Here is a 19,585-nt window from a genome sequence, read left to right on the forward strand (position 1 = left end):
TAGGTATTACTTCAGATCTACAGCATCTGTATTTTGTAGAAATACCGGACCCACGATACGTATATTCTTACTATCCGATTGGGCGGGATTTGTATCTTGATTTACAGCTACAAATGCATCTAGATCTTGATCGTTCAGGTTACCTTCAAGATTGGAAATCGTTTCAGGATCCTCGCCGGGATCTTGTTTTGTTGCTGGAATCACAGACGTGATATTTTCAATTTCTTTTGATGATTTTTCGCCATTGCCGTTTAATAAAGCTTCACGTCTGTTCATCTCTGCATAGAAAGCGGCCATATTGCATGAGCAGGTTTGTGTACTGCCGGGTGCCTTTGTCCTGTAAATGAAAGCGTATTCTTTATCTGCATAAGGGGTTTGGTCACGATATGAAATCATGTCCTGGCTTTCCTCATCGTAAGAGCGATGAAAAAAGAGGTTTGTTTCAGTTCCCGGGCACATTAGTTTACAGGCTAGCTCGTCTCTCTCAAAGGACTGAGGTGATGTATTTGATGATATTGGAAAGAAAAAACCGTCGCAGGTTCTAACACACATGGTCCGGTAGTTGCCTGGTTTTCTACTGGAATTTGATAGTGTGACAACTTTACTTTTCAGCCTATGTCCACCGCTTTTTCCAATAATTTTTACACCGTTTTCTTCTCGATGTGGTTGCTTTTGCGCATTAACATTGATGACTGAGGAATTTCCATAACAGTTATTGGCGGATAGCTTTGATTTTATCCTCGCAATTCTAGCTTTAGATTTGCCACTTGATAAATTGGAGCGCTTTTTATCGAGTTGATTCAAATTTGCCTGCATACGTTTTTGTGCATCTGTTAGTTTTTTGCAGGCAGCCGCATTGTTGCCAGAGCTACATTTATATCGTTGAAGGTCACCTTTGACCTTCGCTATCATTTTGGTTTGTTGTTTTATGGCGTTACTGTAGCGCTTAACTGCCTTACTGTTTGTGCCTACCTTTGAAGCTTTTGTGAGTTGCGCCTTAAGTACCTCACATGATTGAGCATGTGCACCTTGAGGTGCAACTATAGTCAGCATAGCAACTGATAAACTTGGCAATATAAACCGGCGCATAAACGCATCTCAATCTATTGGAATTATGACTTAGTTTAAAACTATAGTTCTAATAGATTATTATTATGTTATTACAGAATTCAACATTACCCATTATTTGGGTAGGTTATGAGCCGCTAGATGCTTCGACCACTGATAATGCTGCCATGTTAACAACGCCCCTGGATGTTACAGACGGTGATAAAACATGCGCAGGCATAGCGCCGCCCAGCAATATTGGACCTACATGGAGCGCATCAAGCATGGTTTTAGCGACGCCAAGTGTGATGTTTGCAGCATCAATATTTGGAAATACAAGTAGATTGGCTTCTCCTGTTAGCTTACTATTGGGCATAGCACGTTTTCGTAAAACTTCTGAGATTGCGGAATCACTTTGCATCTCGCCATCAATTTCAAGATCTGGCGCAATTTCGTTTAATATACGAGTTGCCTTACGCATTTTAAGTGCCGTTGGCGTGTCGTGTGCCCCAAAGCTAGAATGAGAAACGAGCGCTACTTTTGGAACAATACCAAACCGTTTAATCTCTTCAGCGGCAAGAAGTGTCATTTCCACAAGTTCCTCCGCGCATGGATCATAGGTTACATAAGTATCGGTTAGAAATGTAGCACCACGTTCAGAAATGAGCAGGCTTAGAGTTGATAAATCAGTAATACCTTCCTTCTTGCCAATAATCTGACTTACGTGTTTGAGGTGGCTTTTGTATCGCCCTTCAATGCCACAAATAAGCGCATCAGCATCACCGCGCTTGACCGCAAGCGCGCCGATAACTGTCATATTTGTTCTAACAATGGTGCTTGCCGCTTCTGGGTTGACGCCTTTTCGTCCCACTAGCGAAAAATATTCGTCAACATAATCACGGAAACGGCTATCATTTTCAGGATTAACGATTTCCAACTCGTTTTCCATATCGATCCTCAACCCATACCGTCTTAAGCGCAGCTCAATGATATTTGGTCGACCAATGAGAATAGGTTTTGCGACTTTCTCCTCAATAAGGATTTGGGCAGCGCGCAATACGCGTTCATCTTCGCCTTCTGCAAAAATTACGCGATTGTTTTTTGATGCTTTAGCTGCAGCAAACACAGGTTTCATGACAAAACCGGACCGGAAGACAAAGCGGTTGAGTTTATCCAAATAGGCTTCCATATCCTCAATCGGCCTTAGTGCAACACCGCTATTTGCTGCCGCTTTCGCAACGGCTGGTGCTATGCGTAGAATTAGGCGTTGATCGAAAGGTGAGGGGATGAGGTAGTTCGGACCAAATGTTGGCGTTTCGCCTGAATAGGCTTGCGCGGCCAATTCGGACGGTTCTTCTCGCGCAAGTTCTGCAATTGCTTTTACTGCTGCAATTTTCATTTCTTCATTAATCGTGCTTGCACCACAGTCCAAGGCACCACGAAAAATGTACGGAAAACATAATACATTGTTGACCTGGTTAGGAAAATCAGAACGACCCGTGCATATCATAGCATCTTCGCGCGCATCTCTCGCCTCTTCTGGCATGATCTCGGGCGTAGGATTGGCAAGAGCAAGAATGAGTGGCTGAGGGGCCATTTTTGCAAGAAGCTCTTTTTTTAAGACACCTGCCGCTGACAGACCAAGAAAGACATCAGCATCTCCGATGGATTGATCCAGAGTTCTATTGTCGGACTTTTGAGAATATACGGATTTCCAGCGATCCATTTGCGAGGTGCGCCCTTCATAGACAAGACCTTCAATATCATGAACCCAAATGTTCTCACGCTTCGCCCCCATTGAAACGAGAAGGTTTAAGCACGCTAACGCCGCAGCACCAGCTCCAGACGTCACGATCTTGACATCTTCCAATTGTTTTCCGGCAAGTTCTATGCCGTTAAGTACAGCGGCGGCTACGATGATGGCGGTGCCGTGCTGATCATCATGAAATACAGGAATATCCATAATTTCTCGAAGCTGTTCTTCTACTTCAAAACATTCCGGTGCTTTGATATCTTCAAGATTTATGCCGCCAAATGTTGGTTCTAACGCGGAAATAACAGAAACCATTCTATCGACTTCCATTGCATCGACTTCGATGTCGAACACATCAATATTTGCGAATTTTTTGAAGAGTACGGCTTTGCCCTCCATAACGGGTTTGGAGGCGAGGGGACCAATGGCGCCTAATCCTAAAACAGCGGTTCCATTTGATACAACTCCGACTAAGTTTCCTCGTGCTGTATATAATGATGCTGCATTTGGGTCTTTGCTGATTTCTCTGCAGGGTGCTGCAACACCGGGCGAATAAGCCAAAGCCAAGTCGCGCTGGTTGCCGAGTGGTTTTGTGGCGCGGATTTCCAGTTTGCCTGGGGTTTGATAATTGTGGTAAAATAAGGCCTGTTTATCAAGATCATCTGTTTCTTGTTGTTTGGATTTGCCGCTATTTTCCATATTACCTAATTCCACTTCTTTGGCACGTTGGCCGAGTTTTATTTCTAGTCCGCCGAATCGTATGTTTGCATGAGAACAAGATCGAATGACGAATTTATTCGTAAGTTTAAACTTATTAAACCCCACTTTTCGATTTAATTGAACTTAATTCAGTGACATGGCTGTGATGGCAGGTTAAATAACTGAAATGATGGATGCGATGAATGCCAAAATGAGCCATGCTACTTTCGAACTAGAGCGGTCAGCAACGAGCACTTTTGTGCATTTGTTCGGTGATTGGCGCCATCATGGTGTTGATGAAATATGTATGGTGTTTCCGGATTTACCAAATAGTTTTAGTGAAACAGAAGTCATATTGGACGCTAAAAATATATCGGAGTTTGATACTGCTGGCGCCTGGCTTATTAGGAAGTTCGAAAAAACTTGCGCTGATAAATTTCTGAAACTTGATTTTGTGAATGTTAGTGCAGGAATGCAAAGTTTATTGGCGGAAATTCCAACATGTGATGAATTGGAAAATGAACCAAAAGAAGACCATTCTCTTGGGCTTGTTCACGGTTTTTTAAGGCGAACAGGCATTGGTGCAGAAGCGCTTTTAGGCGATATTAAGATGGGCCTTAATATACTAGGGGCCATGATTTATGGTCCGCAGCTGAAAGCTGGACGCAAACAAAACTCTTCAATTGCGCCAATCATCCACCAGATGGATCAAATTGGGGTTCGCGCCGTTCCCATCGTCATTTTAATGTCTCTTGCGATTGGCGCGATTGTATCGCAACAAACAGCATTTCAACTACGAGCGTTTGGCGCGGATGTCTTTGCGGCTGATCTTGTTAGTGTGCTGCAGTTGCGTGAGATGGGGGTTTTGATTACCTCGATAATGATAGCAGGCCGCTCGGGGAGCGCGATTACGGCTGAGATTGGCTCGATGAAGATGCGTGAGGAGGTGGATGCGCTCACGGTTATGGGGTTAAACCCAATTGGCGTCTTGGTTTTCCCAAGGATGATCGCGCTAATTCTCACGCTCCCACTGCTAACAATTGTAGCCAATTTTACCGCGTTGACAGCTGCTGCTGTTGTTCTTTATTTTTATTCAGATGTCCCGCCGAATGTATTTTTGGAACGTATGAAAGCCTTTATTGATTACACGACAATTACATCCGGTATGATTAAAACACCTTTTATGGCCATCATTATTGGTGTTGTTGCCGCAGTTGAAGGCCTTAAAGTTGAAGGTAGTGCCGAATCTTTGGGTAAGCGTGTGACAGCATCGGTTGTTAAAGCAATTTTCCTTGTCATCGTTATTGATGGTATATTTGCTATCTTCTACGCTGCGATTGATTTTTAGGGCAGGGATGGAAGGGCCAGGATTGAGTATGAATAATCAGTCACCTCATAAGGAACTAATCCTGTCCGCAAGAGATATCTGTGTTGCATTTGGTGATCATGTGGTTCTCGATCATCTTGATTTGAGTGTATACCGAGGTGAAATTCTAGGCTTTGTTGGCGCATCAGGTACCGGCAAATCAGTTCTTATGCGGTCGATTTTAAAACTTTTACCCCGGCAAAAAGGTATCGTTAAAATTTTTGACAAGGATTACGATGATATAACTGAAGCCGAACGTCTTGCGATTGATATGAGGATGGGCGTTCTATTCCAACACGGTGCGTTGTTTTCATCACTGACAGTCAAAGAAAACATTCAGGTCCCAATGCGTGAATATCTTAATTTGCCACAGGATATAATGGACGAATTGGCTCGTGTAAAAATTGATATGGTTGGTTTGGCCAAAAACGCTGCGGATAAATATCCGTCGGAGCTTTCAGGTGGCATGATAAAGCGTGCAGCTCTCGCTCGTGCATTGGCACTTGATCCTGATATCGTATTTCTTGATGAGCCGACATCGGGGCTTGATCCAATTGGTGCTGCTGAGTTTGATGAGTTGATTGCTAAACTCCGAGATACTTTGGGGTTAACCGTTTATATGGTGACGCATGATCTTGATAGTTTATTTTCAGTGTGTGACAGAATTGCCGTTCTGGGCGAAAAAAAAGTTCTCGTAGAAGGTAATATCGATATGATGCTGGCATTTGATGATGAATGGGTGCAATCGTATTTTAAAGGGAAACGTGCGCGTACTATTTCGCGCTGAGAGGTAACTGCTTTAAATGGAAACGAAAGCTAATTACACCATTGTTGGCTTGTTTGCGATCATAGTGACTTTCGCTGCATTTGGCTTTATCTATTGGTATGCAGAACTGTCTCAGACGGGCAACTTTGCAAAAGTGATTGTGCGAGTTCCCGGCTCTGCAGCGGGTCTTAACGTAGGCTCACCAGTTCGGTTTAATGGGATACCTGTGGGGCAGGTGAAATCAGTCCAGATTGATTTTCAACGTCCGAAATATGTGGTTGCAATTGCTGAAGTTTCCGTCGATATGCCGATGAATGATACGACTGTTTTTAAATTGGAGTCTCAAGGTCTAACAGGCGCTTCGCTATTTGAAGTTTCGACGCCCACGGGTTCGGGTACTGACATGCTGCGCAAAGCATTCGAAACAGATGTTCCTATAGAAATTGAGGCGCAAACATCTGGCATAGCGGGTCTGATTGAAAATGCCGAAACGATTATGGTTCGTGCGAACAGTATTTTAGGTGAGGTCGAGGGTTTTGTTAAAGATGCTCAAGCCCCTATTACCAATACGCTTAGAAATGCGGAAGCTTTTTCAGAGGCTATTGCAAAAAACTCGGAAGGAATCGATCAGTTTCTTGCAAGTGTTACAGGACTTACTGCAACTGTTCAAACGCTTTCGCTTAAACTAGAAACGACTTTAAACTCTGCCGATAGGTTGATTACGGCAATTGAGCCTAAGAAGATAAGTAATACTCTTTCTAATTTCGAAACATTAAGTGCAAATGCGACTCAATCTCTTGCAAAGATTGATGCTTTGATCAGTGAAGTTGAGCCGGGACAAATAGATTCAACAATAAAGAATGTGGCGCAGGCAAGTGCAGATGCAAAAGAGGCACTCAACCAGGCGAAGATTGTTATTAGCGGGATTGGCGAAAGTACTGGTGAAATCAACCAAATGATTACCGACGTGAGTAGCACTGCAAAGCAACTTAACAAAGCAACGGCTAAGGTTGATACCTTGCTAGCGGAAGTTAAGCCGGAACAAATCAGCAATACAATGAATAATATTACAGTTGCGAGTAATGATGCAAAGGTGGCTCTATCTGAAGCACGAAAAATTGCAGAGAGTATTGGTGGAAAGACCAGCGAGATTGAGGATCTGATTTCAAACGTTAATATAACGGCCAAGAAGTTGAGTGATGCAACAGAAAAAGTTGATACCCTTCTAGCGGAAGTAGACCCCACTCTAGTTAAGCAAACAGTTGCAGATATCTCTGCTGCGGGCGCAGATGCTAAACAAACGCTTGCAGATGCTAAAGAAATTGTGGGTACCGTGGGTGAGAGGTCCGAGGATATAGATCAGATGATTACCGATGTATCGGAATTAGCGGGTCGTTTAAACGGTGCGTCCGCGCGTATTGATGGTGTTTTAGCAAAGCTTGACGGTTTTCTTGGAGATAATGATTCCGGCAGCCTTATCGCGGATGCACAAGAGACTTTGAAATCATTTAAAGATGTTGCGGATAACCTCAACAAGCGTATTGGACCTATTGCTGGAAATCTGGAGCGATTTACTGGTTCTGGACTTAAAGATATAGAGGCGCTAGTGACAGAAGCAAGACGATCAATTTCGCGCATTGAAAGAAGTGTGAGTTCTATTGAGCGCGACCCGCAACGGTTGTTATTTGGCGGGGAAAGTGTGAAACAGTTTGATGGTCGCACGCGGCGCTAATGTATAATTTGGCTATCATCTTTATTTGATTAAGGCTGTGGTTTATGGTTAATGAAACTTTAATGAAATTTGATGAGAGCGTCCGTCTTTATGTTGCGTAAAATTTTAGCTCTAACCACCTGTTTGGCTCTGAGTGGTTGCATTGGCGGCGGAAATGCTTCGATACCTGATACATTTACGTTAGCTCATAATGGTGAGATTTCAACGCCGGGCGTTCGTAGCAGGCGACAAATTCTTATTACCGAACCTTCGGCGCTTAAAACCTTAGACAGTGAGCAAATCCTGGTACGTACATCTCCATCTGCTGTGCAGTACTTATCAAAAGCACAGTGGAATGACAGATTACCAAAAGTGTTTCAGGTTAAGCTTGCTCGCGCTTTCGAAAATTCCGGAAGGCTTAGTGGTGTAGGTTTGCCAGGTGAGGGGCTTGCAATTGATTATCAGGTTGTAACATCACTACGTTCATTTGAGGTTGTGGCAAGTAGCGCGCGAGTTGCGGTTGCCGAAGTCTCCGTTAAGATTTTGAACGACCGGAACGGCACTGTGCGTGCGCAGAAGGTGTTCCGACAAATTACGAACGTCGTTGGAAATAGCAATGAAGCTTACGTTGACTCGCTAAACTCGGCTTCGTCACAAGTGATCTCAGATATTGTTACGTGGTCACTTAAATATGTTCGATAAAGCAGATTAGATGACAAGTTTAAGATAAAGAAAAAGCGGCTCCATTTGGAAGCCGCTTTTTTAAATTCATATGGATCTAAGCTTATTTCAGACGACCACTTGCGTGCGCCAGCATTGTATAAACTTTTCCTGTGTCCGATGTCAGGTAGCTTTGGCCAATCACATTACTTGGATCATTTTTTGATACATCGGACAAAAGCTTCTCGAAGTCTGCCATATAGCGATCAACAGCCTTTTTGAATTCTGGTTCTCTTGCATATTTGGCCTGAATATCATCAAAGGTCTTCTGGCCTTTAATGGTGTACAGGCGGCGGGTAAATATGTCTCTCTCACCGCGTTGATATCTCTGCCAAAGTTCGACAGATGCATCGTGATCGATCGCTCTGGCAATATCTACCGAAAGAGAATTTAGCGATTCGACAACATGCTGTGGTTTACGCTGATTTTGGTTTATCGGGCTAGCCTGATCTTGTGATTTTTCTTGCGTATCCGCACCCCGAATAAGATCGCGAACCCAGCCACTATTGTTCCCTTGACGTTTGTCACCAATGGTTGGTTCTGTCGGTGGTGTGGATATAGTTGAAGTTGGAGATGTGAAATTACTTACATGCTCTGATTGCTCTAGCTCTGGTAATTCGACGGGTTCTCTAACCGATTGAAGCCGTGCACTATCTGTTGGTGCTTTTGCGACAGGAGCAGATTTACGGGGGGCAGCTGTTTCAACACTGGCATCACTGCGCCGCGTTGTTTTACTGACCAAGGTAGATAACTCCTGCAATGCATCAATTTGTTGGGCTACTGCATTGCGCATTGCAGCAGCGCTTTCACGCGTTTCTTCAGGCAGGTCAAATGCACCGCGCTTCAGTTCTTCCCGAGTTGCGTTCAATTCCTGGCGAATGTTTGTCGCAGAATTTCTGATCTCGTCGGTTGCGCTTGAGAAGCGACCAACAGCCTCTTCAATTGCGTCGCGTAACGTATCCTTAAGTGTTAGTGCAATACTTGCCGAACGTTGTTCGGTTTGGCTAATTAAGCCTTCCACTTCCGTCACTGATGCATGTAGTTCAGTGTTTAAATTGGAGGCAGCGCTCTGCGATAGGTTTGTTGCTTGCGTAAATGCACCTTCAATAATCGATGTTAAAGAGCGCATATTTCGCTCAACTTCTTCTGACCTGACAAGCAAACCGTCAGATAATGTTTCTAGCGCTTGTTTACGCTCATCCATAGTCGAATTCAGGCGGTTCTGCGCGTCACCGAGTAGGTGGGTTGCAGATGAAAGGACAAGAGAATGTTTCTCAAAGTGGTCGGATATATCTCCGATTTGTGCGAGTGTTTCAGATGAAACGCGATCCAGGTTGCCAATATTATTAGATAATATATTGGAAGATGTCGAAATGACATCGGCAGCTTTACTCGTGCTCTCTGAGAGATTTTCAGATGTTTCGCTTAAACGTCTGTCCATGAGAGTAACATTTGCATTTGCGCGTTGGACAACGTCGGCGATTGTCGAGCTGCTTTTATCCATTTTATCGACGAGTAAAGCTACGTTTTCAGATAAATTAACTTCCACACCTCTAACAGCACTTAGTGTTTCACTGCTGCGAATAGTTATCGCATCAATTAGAGCTTCATTTTCATTTTTTATAAGGTCAGCATTTGAACGTATAACGTTTCGAATTTCATCTGACGCATTTTGAGTTCGTTCATTGAGCGCATCAGCTGCGTTTTGTGTAGTTTGGGAAATTTCATTTGTAACATATTGCGTGGTTTGCGAAATTTTATCCGTCACATCTTGTGTGGTTTGTACAAGTGTTTCTGCCGCGCTATGTGTCGATTTAGATATTTCGCCCGTAACATTTTGAGTTGTTTGTGTTAGGGCATCGGCTGCGCTTTTTGCTGTTTGGGATATTTCGTTTCTCACATGCTGTGTCGTCTGCGAGATTTTATCGGTCGCATCTTGTGTTGTTTGAGTAAGTGCTTCGGCCGCATTTTGTGTCGTTTGAGAGATTTGGTCTGATAGCGGTTTAAGCTTATCTTCCATAAGGTTGGTTAGTTCATTCGTATTTTCTGTAAGGGTTTTGCCGATATCATTGGATATTGATGATATTTCACTCAAGCGAGATGCTTCGGAGGACAATGCATCGACATTCGTTGACATGTGGCTTGCATGAGCGGTGAGTTTTTCATCTAAATCAGAGGAGAAGTTATTGATGTTATGCCCAATTTTTGATGAATGCTCAACCAGTGCTTCATTTAGCGTTTCACTGATTTGATCATTCGTCTTTTGGAAGTTATCACCAAATTCACCGCTCACTTCTCTGAGGCCGGCTTGCGCTTTTGCAGCTTCCGCAGAAAGTTGCCCAGTTGCTTCTGTCACACTCTTGGTAAGTGAACTTGCAAGTGCAGATGCCTGATTGCCCAGAGTTTGTGAGACGCGATCTAAGCCATCTGAAAGCGTTGTATTCAAAATGCCAAACCGTTTTTCAACATGTTCGGTCTTGTCATCAAATGCCGCCTCGATCGTTTCGATCGCAGATTTTGTTTTGTCAGCGACGCTGTTAGCGTGGTCTTCAACTCTTGTAAGTGAATTGTCGACAGCTTCGGAAATGACTTCAACTGAGTTCTTGGAAATAGATGAAATCGTGTCGGCTTTTTCTTCAAGGGTTCTGGTTTTCTGATCCAGCAGCTCTCCGAGTTTTTCCTCATTGTTCATCAATGTGACCGAGATTTTGCTAGCCTCTTTGTCAAGAGCACCAGCTAGCGTATCCGTCATTGTGCTCATTGCTTTGGTGATCAGGCCAGCGCCTTCGTTGGCGACATTTTCAATGGCATTTGTACGTTCTACTAACGTATTTTCCAGTTCGGCAATATTTCTTGAAGCGATATTATGGAGATCGTCAGCACGAGTTTGCAAAGCTCCATCGAGCTTTGTCATATTTTCGTGTGTGATTTTCTCCATCGCCTCTGATCGCAACTGGATAGATTGGTCGAGTTTTTCAACGCCTTCAGTCGTTATACTTTCAAGAGTTTCCATGTTTTTCTGCATGGAGTCATTTAGGTGTTCGACAGTCAATGTTGTAATTTTTTCAAGCTTGTCAGAACGGTCTTTGAATGTATCCTCAATTTTGGATATATTTTCAGTTGCGACCTGTTCAAGCGTACTTGTCTGGCTCTGCAACGACTGACTGATATTCTCAGTTCCTCGATTTATAGTCTCGCCAAGAGCAATGTTTGTAGAGGTAAGTGTTTCATTTAAATCGACAAGACTGCGCGTCATATCCGCAGTGATCTGATTCGTTTGATTCTGAATAGCTGCTGAACCTGTATCTAGGGTTTCCGTCAAACTATCCACACCAGAGGAGATGGCCATATCAACTGCCATATTTGTTGCAGCAAGACTATCGTCTATTCGGTTGACCGCGCTCTCTGCTAAACTGCTGAGATTATCCGCATGACCGACAAGTTTATCTACACCACTTGTCATAATCGTTGATAGGTGTTGGTTACCTGTAAGTAGGGCCTCGTTTACTTGTGATATGTTGCCCTTCACGGCATCATTAAGCGTTTTTGTTCTGGCATCCAATGTTTCCGCTAGGCGCTCTATATTGTTAGAGAAATTTGCATTAACATCGGCGCTTGCTGCCATCATTTGTTCGCTAATTAGACCGGCACGCAAGTCAAAGTCCATGATCGCTTCTTCAGAGCTGCTGGTTAGCGTCTGCTTGAACGCAATGCCTTTTTCATCTAGCGCTGCATTCATTGAGCCAATGACATCGTCCATTCCCTGAGTTAGTGCTTGTTGACCAACAGTCAGTGTTTCTGAGATTTCAATGTTCTTTGCAGATAGTGCTTCATTCAATTGCTCAGTTCGTCGTGTAAGCGCACCTGTTAGTTTCTCCGCAGTTGTGTCTAGAGTATTCACACGTGTTTCAAAATCACTCAGTAAGCTCTTGCTGTTTAAGACGAACTGCGAATTAATCATGTTCAGGCGGCTGTCAATTTCGCCCGTAATTAAATTGCCAGATTCACGCAGGTTATTGAGCAAATCATCAGAGTTCTGTGTGAACAGTGATTGAATTGAATGTGAAATTTCGGTGGTACGATCCTGCAAAGTCGCAGAATGAGTGTCCATTAATTGTGCTACGGTTTCACCAGATAACGCGATACGCATGGCAATTTCTTCACCTGCGTTGCCAAGTTCATCTTTCAATTCATCTCTTGCGCCAAGGATAGATGATCTTAAGCGTTCGGCATGTGAGATTACAGAGTCTCGCTCACCGCTCAATTCATCGACAATACCTCTCACTCGAATTTCATTCTCAGTGTAGCTTCGTTCCAGAGCATTCACTTCGGAGTGAACTATTGTTTCAAGTTCCGATGCTCTAGCAATAGTTCGCTCAATGCCCTCATTCATGGCGGTTACTTCGCGTCGAATTGCACGTCCAACAGTCGCTAGTTTCTCAGAATTACGCGCTTCAGGTTCGGCCAATCGGATGGCAACTTCCGTCATAGCTCTAGCTGCAATACGATACTCGCGCGAGCGCGTTACCATGACGGCAAAAGAGAAGAACACAAAGATCGGTGCTAAGAAAGCGAGCGTGAGGCCAATTATAACCGGGTTGCTTGCAATATCTTTCAGACTTGTGAATTGTCCGAGTTCATCTCCCCATATAAGAAATACACATGCGGCAACTCCGAGCAGCCAAATTGTTGATAGGAAACTAGCAACAGTATAAGCAGACCCTGATACTTTTTGATCAAGTATTGCAAGCAGGCCGGAAGAGCTGAAGTCTGAATCATTGGCCGCATCTAAGAGTGTTGATTGAGATGCTGAACTTTTTTCATTTTCGTTTGGTTTGTCAATTTCCTGATCCAGGTAAGTACGATCGACATCTTCATGCAGATCAGAGGAAATGGCCAATTCTCTGGCCGCACTCGATACTTGTTGTTCAAGATCCTCAAAAGATTTCTCATCCAGTGAGAAATTTGAATCTTTAATATCATCAGAAATAGTTGAAGAACTATCAGAATTATTACCAGCGGGCTTCTTTGCCATACTGCCATTACCTCTTTTATATCTGGATTTGTGTGACCAAACGAAATTGTAGGCAATTAATTAGGCCTATTTATGTCGTAAGGTACCGTCCCGATATCTTAACAAAATACTAATTTATAAAACGTTTTGCCATATTTACAGCCAATTAACAATTGGACTGGGCGAAAGGTTAACAGGCAAAAAGCACTCCGTATGGCAACCTGTGGAAAGGTGGAGGCTTAAGTCCCTGCAAAACAAGCGTTAATTGCCTGTTAACCATAATGCCAAAAATGTAAATGGTAAATTGTCGTATTTAACGAAATTGCCCCATTCTTATGTTCCAATTTTATTACGGACAATGGGATTGCGGTGATGAAGATGAAATTGAATGAAATAGTTTTAGAGGCGCCTGACTTTGGTGGTGGTCGCGTAGCTGAGGATAGACCAATAAATATGGCTGAATTATCAGATAAAACCTCTAGTGATGTAATTGTGCTAGATGAAATTTTGAAGAATTTTTCGGTACGGTTGCGTAAAGATATGCTGGAAATCGCTATGAATACAGGGAAGAGACGTGCACGGTTTGTTGAAGAGCTAAAACTCGCTGCAGAAGATGTCTGCGCCTCGGATCTTGTTGTAAAAGCATCGGCATTTCTTTCCAATCCAAAAGATGCAGGAAAACTTGCTAAACTGACGCAATCTATGGTCTCTACATCGATATTTCTGGCTTCCATTCGTCGAGTATAGTCGTTTTTACTAGCCTAGAACTGGGTGCGCGGTTATTTCTGCTTGCACTCTCAATTTGATTATGATTGTTGTTTCCGAGCAATTAGATAGATGTTTGGAACTTCATGGCTAAAATCACTTATATAACTCACGATGGTAATGAACACAGTGTAGATGCTGACAACGGCACTACAGTGATGGAAAATGCTGTTCGCAATTCTATTCCTGGTATTGAGGCAGAATGTGGAGGCGCTTGTGCATGCGCCACCTGCCATATCTACATTGATAAGGATTGGGCAGAGGTTGTTGGAAAACCCGAGGCGATTGAAGAAGATATGCTTGATTTTGCGTACGAGATGAAGCCTGAATCACGATTGTCATGCCAAGTCACGGTTAGCGATAAACTTGATGGGTTGGTTGTTCGTATTCCAGAAAAACAAGCATAAATCTCTCAAAAAAAACCTCACCACTATGTGGTGAGGTGAATTGGGCGCCGCGTAGGAAGCGTGGGAGGAACGCGCAATACGCATTCGTGCGCCGGGAGTACCTTTCGAATCAATTGCTTAACTTAATGTTAGTCGTAGCTGACACTGATAGGTTGCGCCATTATCAATTTTAATGGGTTGGAAATGGTATATTTTAGTTAAAACACGAAATAATAGCATATTGTGTCGGTTTTACGGCTCTATGGGCTAGTTTGAGTATTTAGGTATTTGAAGGTATCTGTGGAAAGTCAGGATGAAATTGAGCTTTAATCGTTTAGAATCGGACCTTTTTCGTTCCAGAACATGGAAAGTAGGACATGGTCGCCAACTGGAGCTCGGTCCAAAAGCGATTCTGATGGGGATATTAAACGTTACGCCCGATTCATTTTCGGATGGTGGTCATTTTTCAAATATCGATGCAGCATTAAGCCAAGCTGAGAAAATGATCGGCGAGGGGGCTCATATAATTGATGTGGGCGGTGAATCAACTAAGCCAAATGGAACAGCTGTAACTGCTGATATTGAACAACAACGGGTAATTCCGGTGATTGAGGCTTTAGCCAAGAATTTCGACACTTTAATCTCAATAGATACATATAGGGCAGAAACAGCAGAGCTTGGTGTTAAAGCAGGCGCGCACATCGTAAATGATGTATGGGGACTTCGGCGGGAAGAAGATATCGCTGATGTTGTCGCTCGTCACAATGCAGGTGTCTGTATTATGCATACCGGTCGAGACAGAGATAAAGACGATGATGTAATCAATGATCAGAAACTCTGGTTTCGTAAGTCATTAGAAATTGCAACTCGCGCTTCTATTGCCGATAATGCCATTATCCTTGATCCGGGATTTGGGTTTGCCAAAAATGTTGATGAAAATCTGGAACTGATGTTGAGGTTTTCTGAACTCAATCAGTTCGAGTATCCTATTTTAGCAGGTGCATCCCGTAAAAGGTTTATTGGAGCGCTGGTTGACCGTGATCCAGAAAATATTGATATACGCAGCCGTGATATTGGAACGTCAGCGACATCTGTATTACTAAGAATGCAAGGCGCTTCGATTTTTCGTGTTCATGATGTCGGTTTAAATCGCGATGCATTAGCTATTGCAGATGGGCTTATTAAACGTTCTGCTGATAAAAGGTCGAGTTGAATGAAGTCAATTTTCACAATCCATATTAAAAATTGCGCATTCTACGCGTATCATGGCGTACTAGATTTTGAAAAAGAGAAGGGGCAGAACTTTTTTGTTGATGCCGTTTTGACTATCGAGCGACCACCGGAGTTTGGTAATGATGATCTGAATGATACTGTAAATTACGCTCTAGTTTTCGAATTAATAGAACAGATTACGACCAAGGAACGCTATGACTTGATTGAAACACTTGCTCATGAGATCAGTCGGAGAATTTGTCAAAAATTTTCAAAAGTCATTTCTGCTTCCATTACTGTGCGTAAACCTGATGCGCCGATAGATGGTGAATTTGATTATGTTGAAGTTAATGTAGAAGCGCGAAATGATGACTAAGACAATTCAAGCTGCACTTGGTCTGGGTGGAAATTTAGGAGATCCCAAGGCGCAAATACAGGAGGCTTTGTTACTATTAAGTGCTAATGAGAATATAGATATTGAAGCCGTATCTCATCTTTATAAGACTGCACCTTGGGGAAATACGGATCAACCGTCGTTCTTAAATGCATGTGTTTTGATTAGTACAAACCTTTCCGCAAGACGGCTTCTTGAAGTATGTTTGGCTATTGAGGGAGAGTTGGGGCGCGTTCGCTTGGAGCGATGGGGCCCTAGAGCCATTGATCTTGATGTTTTATTCTACGCAGATGTGCAGGTCGACGAACCTGGACTAGAGTTACCACATCCACGAATGACTGAACGAGCTTTTGTGATGGTGCCGTTGTCTGATGTGGTGCCAGATAAAATAATTGAAGAAAATATTGTTCAGTTTTGGGCTGATAGGCTTAGTAAAGATGATATCGAAGTCGCTGATGATACTCCCTTGTGGTGGCAAAAAGGCAAAGCCTGACTTCTTAATCTGAAAGAGACGTCTTGCGAACTAGTTTTCGTGACAAAGTCATTCCGATAACGGGAACCATGCTGGATCCTACTTTTACAGAAATTGTAACATTCATTGTATCAGGATTAATAAAATCAGCGACCATGGCACCGTCTAACTTGTTTCTATTAATGCCAACGACAGCTTTTGATTTCTTGAATTTTCCAGAAACGATATCAAGGCCTTGTCCAGCGGCACCATCCAGAAATTTGCCCTTATAACGATTACCGGATTTTTGAATCGTTGCATTCATTTTCTGATTAAAAACACCAACACGGCATGTTCCATCCATGGTTATGCCCAGCTTTTTTCCAGCCGAAGGGATACCTGCAAAGTTACAATTAAATTTTGTACCTTTGTATTTTCCAGCAACGATTTTCCCCGGGCCTTTCCAGTTTCCTTCAACTGAATTGAAAAAGGCACGGTCATTACTCGCATTTGCAACATTGACGGCAGTTGCTGCTGAAAGAACGAGACCAATAAAGAAAAGCTTAGATGCTTTGAAAATCGACATGTGACTACCAATTGTTTATTAGGAACTTTACCTAAATTGCCCTGTAATGGTTAATGCTTGGTAATTATGCACCTAATTTTTGAAGATTTGTCATCATTTTATTAAGCATGAAGTCATTTTTCAACATCTTTTGGGGGACTGGTCGTCGTTAATTCAGAGAGGAAACTCTTGATTTGCGGCCTTTTCAGCTCTTTGAACGGCATTGGTCGTGAAAGTTCCATCGCCACAATGCCAAATCTGGTTGTCATAATGCCATTAATAACACCTTCACCAAAACGGGCAGATATCTTGCCAGCTATTCCATGGCTGACAAATTGATGGATAAGGCTTTCACCAATTGCAACGGTTCCGGTAACTGCTAGATGCGATATAACGGACCTAAGTAGTTTTAGTATGCCAAAAAATCCCGGATGAGAGCCGTATAGGTTTGCTAACTTGCGCGTGAGACGCACCATTTCATATAGGGCGTAGCCTGTATCAATCAAAGCTTTCGGACTAATTGCCGTTACAACGGAAACGCGTTTGGCGGAGGACAAGATCAATTTACGAGCTTCTTTATCAAGGTTTCCGAGAAGCTGAGTTTCAGCAAGGGCCAAAAGATTATTGCCATCGATGATATCGTCTTCGGCTTCCAATAAGATTTGGCGTCCGCGCGCTGTCTCAGGCCGTTCGATCACAATTTTAGTTATACGTGAAACCAAGTCCCTTGCTTGTGGAATATTGGGGGTGGGGAGTGCTTTCTCAATATCTTTACGTAATTTTTCGACAGAGCGTAACTTTGCAATTCCAATGATTTCGCGGACAATCAGAAACAAGAACGATACCAGCAACACTAGCAGTGCTGATGCTCCCAACCAACCCGTGAGTGGGGAGCGTTCAAAAAGATCAGTAATGAGAGTTTCTGCCCATAAACCAAATGAAAGGCTCAAAAGCATTACGATAGCAGCGGCGGCCAACCGTAGAATTGAAAATTTGGATTTTTTCAATTTGACTGGAGGTTCATGCTCTGACATTTCGTCAAGTGTATTCAATTGAGCGGCAAATATGTCATCTTCTTCGGACGCAATTTGTAGGTTTTTGTTTTCAATATCAATTGATTTTGCAGGTCTTGGTCCTGAGTTTATTTTACGTTTGGACGGTTTATCAGACGGCTTCTTGCCGTTAGTTTTGATGTCAAATGCTGCAGGTCTTCGGTTGTTAGTCATTGCAATCTATCTCCGATAAGAAACTCAATTGCTTTATCCAATCGAATATGGGGCAGTGAGACGTTGATCGTGTTCTTCTCAGAAGTAAGTTCTGGCGGTCTGAATTTAACAAAGTTCAGATCGTGGGTTTGACGAAGGTCTTTGTCAGACTTTGATTCAAGTGCTTTGAAAATTGAATCCGGATCTTCTGGTAAGTCCCCGGGAAATATTGCTTTTTCCGATTTTCCATCGAAAGAAAGACCATTTATTTGCTGTCCGACATCAGGCGTCCCGATGATTACCGGAAGTTCGTCTGTACCATCTTTGTAGCTGGCTTCTTTTGTTGCCCGAACAGCTGCCATTGCAATGACATCAATCTCCGCACCGCTTGCGCCGACCTTTGTCATTGCCCGTTCAACAAGGCGATTGATTAGCTTCTGAAGTTTGCCATGACTCTGGTGGTGCAAATGATCCGCCTTGGTTGCAGCTATCATAATTTTGTCGATGCGCCGCGTGAAAAGATTTTCAAAGAAGTTATTTTTGCCGATGTTAAAACTCATAAGTATATCGGCGATCCCGCGTTCCAGATCCACCACAGCATCGCTGCCCGCATTTAGTGCTTGCAGAGCATCGATAAGAATGATTTGTCGGTCAAGGCGCGCAAAGTGGTTTTGATAAAATGGTTTTATGACTTTGGATTTATAACTTTCATATCGTCGTTCCATTGTCGAATAAAGGGAGTTTGGGTCGGATTTACCCTCAGCTGTTTTTGCCAGCGGAAAAAACGTTACGGCTGGTGATCCTTCAAGGTCACCCGGCAATAGAAAGCGCCCTGGAGGCAGTGTGGAAAATGCCCACTTCTCATCCTTGCAAGCTTTAAGGTAGTCAGAGAATTCGGTTGCAATTCGCTTAATCTCTGGCTCCGACATAGGAGAGGTTGAATCTATCTGCATTAAACTATTTAGCCACGTGGCACTTAGCTGGCGACGTGCGCCTTTCGTGGCAAGATCCAATGCGTTTTGGCTGAATGTTTCAAAACTCTGCGAAAGAAGTGGAAGGTCGAGCAGCCACTCACCAGGATAGTCAACAATATCGACATTGAGATGTCCGGGAGAAAAATACTTGCCCCAACCTTCAGCCGTTTCATATTCAATTTTCAAGCGTAGTTGTGAGATGGATGTTGTGGACTGAGGCCATCTTCGGTCCTTCATTAAGCTCTCAACATGCTCCTCATAAGAAAACCGGGGAACATCATCATCTGGTTGCGGTTGAAGATTTACCCGCGAGATACGCCCCTCGTTTTGCGCTTTAAGAACTGGCATACGAGATGCGGTGAGTAGATTTTGGATGAGAGATGTGATGAAGACCGTTTTTCCAGATCTGGCAAGGCCAGTTACTCCGAGCCTTATTGTAGGATCAAACACACCTGTGGTTACTGACGCCAAATTGTCATAAACACCAAATGCTTCATTTTTTAAATTTAACAGTGAAAAATCTCGCAATTGATAGTTTCCTTGTCCGAACGGGGATT

At 43.2% G+C, this 19,585-nt stretch carries 15 protein-coding genes; 9 read left to right on the top strand and 6 right to left on the bottom strand.

What is annotated here, in order from left to right; all coding sequences use genetic code 11:
• Positions 1–6: 6 nt before the first annotated feature.
• On the bottom strand, positions 7–804 hold the full coding sequence (locus tag AB2J24_RS02680) for a DUF2865 domain-containing protein (protein ID WP_367384326.1): 798 nt from the start codon (positions 802–804) through the stop codon (positions 7–9).
• A 391-nt stretch (positions 805–1,195) separates the two neighbouring features.
• Positions 1,196–3,499, bottom strand: coding sequence for an NADP-dependent malic enzyme (locus AB2J24_RS02685; protein ID WP_162652426.1), 2,304 nt, complete (start codon positions 3,497–3,499; stop codon positions 1,196–1,198).
• 211 nt (positions 3,500–3,710) lie between these two features.
• Here AB2J24_RS02685 and AB2J24_RS02690 point away from each other — a divergent pair, with 211 nt between their 5' ends.
• The 4 genes from AB2J24_RS02690 (at position 3,711) to AB2J24_RS02705 (ending at position 8,044) form a co-directional block, all read left to right on the top strand.
• Positions 3,711–4,847 (top strand): MlaE family ABC transporter permease, encoded by a 1,137-nt coding sequence (locus AB2J24_RS02690; protein WP_367384327.1) that lies wholly within the window; start codon positions 3,711–3,713, stop codon positions 4,845–4,847.
• A 28-nt stretch (positions 4,848–4,875) separates the two neighbouring features.
• On the top strand, positions 4,876–5,652 hold the full coding sequence (locus AB2J24_RS02695; RefSeq protein ID WP_367384328.1) for an ABC transporter ATP-binding protein: 777 nt from the start codon (positions 4,876–4,878) through the stop codon (positions 5,650–5,652).
• Between the two features lie 16 nt (positions 5,653–5,668).
• The gene (locus tag AB2J24_RS02700) at positions 5,669–7,363 is read left to right on the top strand and encodes an MlaD family protein (protein WP_367384329.1); all 1,695 of its coding nucleotides are present in this window, start codon (positions 5,669–5,671) and stop codon (positions 7,361–7,363) included.
• A 72-nt stretch (positions 7,364–7,435) separates the two neighbouring features.
• On the top strand, positions 7,436–8,044 hold the full coding sequence (locus AB2J24_RS02705; RefSeq protein ID WP_367384330.1) for an ABC-type transport auxiliary lipoprotein family protein: 609 nt from the start codon (positions 7,436–7,438) through the stop codon (positions 8,042–8,044).
• A gap of 82 nt (positions 8,045–8,126) precedes the next feature.
• Here the strand turns inward: AB2J24_RS02705 and AB2J24_RS02710 are convergent, their stop codons facing one another.
• On the bottom strand, positions 8,127–13,097 hold the full coding sequence (locus AB2J24_RS02710; RefSeq protein WP_367384331.1) for a hypothetical protein: 4,971 nt from the start codon (positions 13,095–13,097) through the stop codon (positions 8,127–8,129).
• Positions 13,098–13,448: 351 nt separating this feature from the next.
• Here AB2J24_RS02710 and AB2J24_RS02715 point away from each other — a divergent pair, with 351 nt between their 5' ends.
• From AB2J24_RS02715 to folK, 5 genes are all read left to right on the top strand, one after another.
• Positions 13,449–13,823: a hypothetical protein gene (locus AB2J24_RS02715; RefSeq protein ID WP_367384332.1), complete on the top strand. Its 375-nt coding sequence runs from the start codon at positions 13,449–13,451 to the stop codon at positions 13,821–13,823.
• A 104-nt stretch (positions 13,824–13,927) separates the two neighbouring features.
• Positions 13,928–14,248: a 2Fe-2S iron-sulfur cluster-binding protein gene (locus AB2J24_RS02720; RefSeq protein WP_162652419.1), complete on the top strand. Its 321-nt coding sequence runs from the start codon at positions 13,928–13,930 to the stop codon at positions 14,246–14,248.
• 292 nt (positions 14,249–14,540) lie between these two features.
• Entirely contained in the window at positions 14,541–15,440 is a 900-nt protein-coding gene (gene folP / locus AB2J24_RS02725; RefSeq protein WP_367384333.1) for a dihydropteroate synthase, read from the top strand.
• The gene (gene folB / locus AB2J24_RS02730) at positions 15,441–15,815 is read left to right on the top strand and encodes a dihydroneopterin aldolase (protein ID WP_367384334.1); all 375 of its coding nucleotides are present in this window, start codon (positions 15,441–15,443) and stop codon (positions 15,813–15,815) included. It abuts the gene before it with no gap.
• Positions 15,805–16,326 carry a 2-amino-4-hydroxy-6-hydroxymethyldihydropteridine diphosphokinase gene (gene folK, locus AB2J24_RS02735; protein ID WP_367384335.1) on the top strand — a complete coding sequence of 174 codons (522 nt, stop codon included), beginning with the start codon at positions 15,805–15,807 and terminating at the stop codon, positions 16,324–16,326. The genes folB and folK overlap by 11 nt, the downstream gene beginning before the upstream one ends.
• 4 nt (positions 16,327–16,330) lie before the next feature.
• Here folK and AB2J24_RS02740 read toward each other — a convergent pair whose 3' ends face one another.
• The 3 genes from AB2J24_RS02740 to AB2J24_RS02750 all read right to left on the bottom strand — a co-directional run bounded on the left by AB2J24_RS02740 (position 16,331) and on the right by AB2J24_RS02750 (position 19,556).
• On the bottom strand, positions 16,331–16,870 hold the full coding sequence (locus AB2J24_RS02740; RefSeq protein ID WP_162652415.1) for a hypothetical protein: 540 nt from the start codon (positions 16,868–16,870) through the stop codon (positions 16,331–16,333).
• A gap of 113 nt (positions 16,871–16,983) precedes the next feature.
• Positions 16,984–18,075: a YcjF family protein gene (locus tag AB2J24_RS02745; RefSeq protein WP_367384336.1), complete on the bottom strand. Its 1,092-nt coding sequence runs from the start codon at positions 18,073–18,075 to the stop codon at positions 16,984–16,986.
• Positions 18,072–19,556: a YcjX family protein gene (locus tag AB2J24_RS02750; protein ID WP_367384337.1), complete on the bottom strand. Its 1,485-nt coding sequence runs from the start codon at positions 19,554–19,556 to the stop codon at positions 18,072–18,074. Before AB2J24_RS02750 ends, AB2J24_RS02745 begins: the two co-directional genes overlap by 4 nt.
• Positions 19,557–19,585: the final 29 nt, after the last annotated feature.

It is taken from the genome of Lentilitoribacter sp. EG35, from assembly GCF_040784015.1.
Lineage (GTDB): Bacteria > Pseudomonadota > Alphaproteobacteria > Rhizobiales > Rhizobiaceae > Lentilitoribacter.

Coding starts and splice junctions, on each gene's coding strand:
- AB2J24_RS02745 (WP_367384336.1), bottom strand. CDS start 18,075: ATGACTAACAACCGAAGACCTGCAGCATTTGACATCAAAACTAACGGC.
- folK (WP_367384335.1), top strand. CDS start 15,805: ATGATGACTAAGACAATTCAAGCTGCACTTGGTCTGGGTGGAAATTTA.
- AB2J24_RS02690 (WP_367384327.1), top strand. CDS start 3,711: ATGAGCCATGCTACTTTCGAACTAGAGCGGTCAGCAACGAGCACTTTT.
- AB2J24_RS02715 (WP_367384332.1), top strand. CDS start 13,449: ATGAAGATGAAATTGAATGAAATAGTTTTAGAGGCGCCTGACTTTGGT.
- AB2J24_RS02720 (WP_162652419.1), top strand. CDS start 13,928: ATGGCTAAAATCACTTATATAACTCACGATGGTAATGAACACAGTGTA.
- folP (WP_367384333.1), top strand. CDS start 14,541: ATGAAATTGAGCTTTAATCGTTTAGAATCGGACCTTTTTCGTTCCAGA.
- AB2J24_RS02685 (WP_162652426.1), bottom strand. CDS start 3,499: ATGGAAAATAGCGGCAAATCCAAACAACAAGAAACAGATGATCTTGAT.
- AB2J24_RS02705 (WP_367384330.1), top strand. CDS start 7,436: ATGAGAGCGTCCGTCTTTATGTTGCGTAAAATTTTAGCTCTAACCACC.
- AB2J24_RS02695 (WP_367384328.1), top strand. CDS start 4,876: ATGAATAATCAGTCACCTCATAAGGAACTAATCCTGTCCGCAAGAGAT.
- AB2J24_RS02740 (WP_162652415.1), bottom strand. CDS start 16,870: ATGTCGATTTTCAAAGCATCTAAGCTTTTCTTTATTGGTCTCGTTCTT.
- AB2J24_RS02700 (WP_367384329.1), top strand. CDS start 5,669: ATGGAAACGAAAGCTAATTACACCATTGTTGGCTTGTTTGCGATCATA.
- AB2J24_RS02710 (WP_367384331.1), bottom strand. CDS start 13,097: ATGGCAAAGAAGCCCGCTGGTAATAATTCTGATAGTTCTTCAACTATT.
- folB (WP_367384334.1), top strand. CDS start 15,441: ATGAAGTCAATTTTCACAATCCATATTAAAAATTGCGCATTCTACGCG.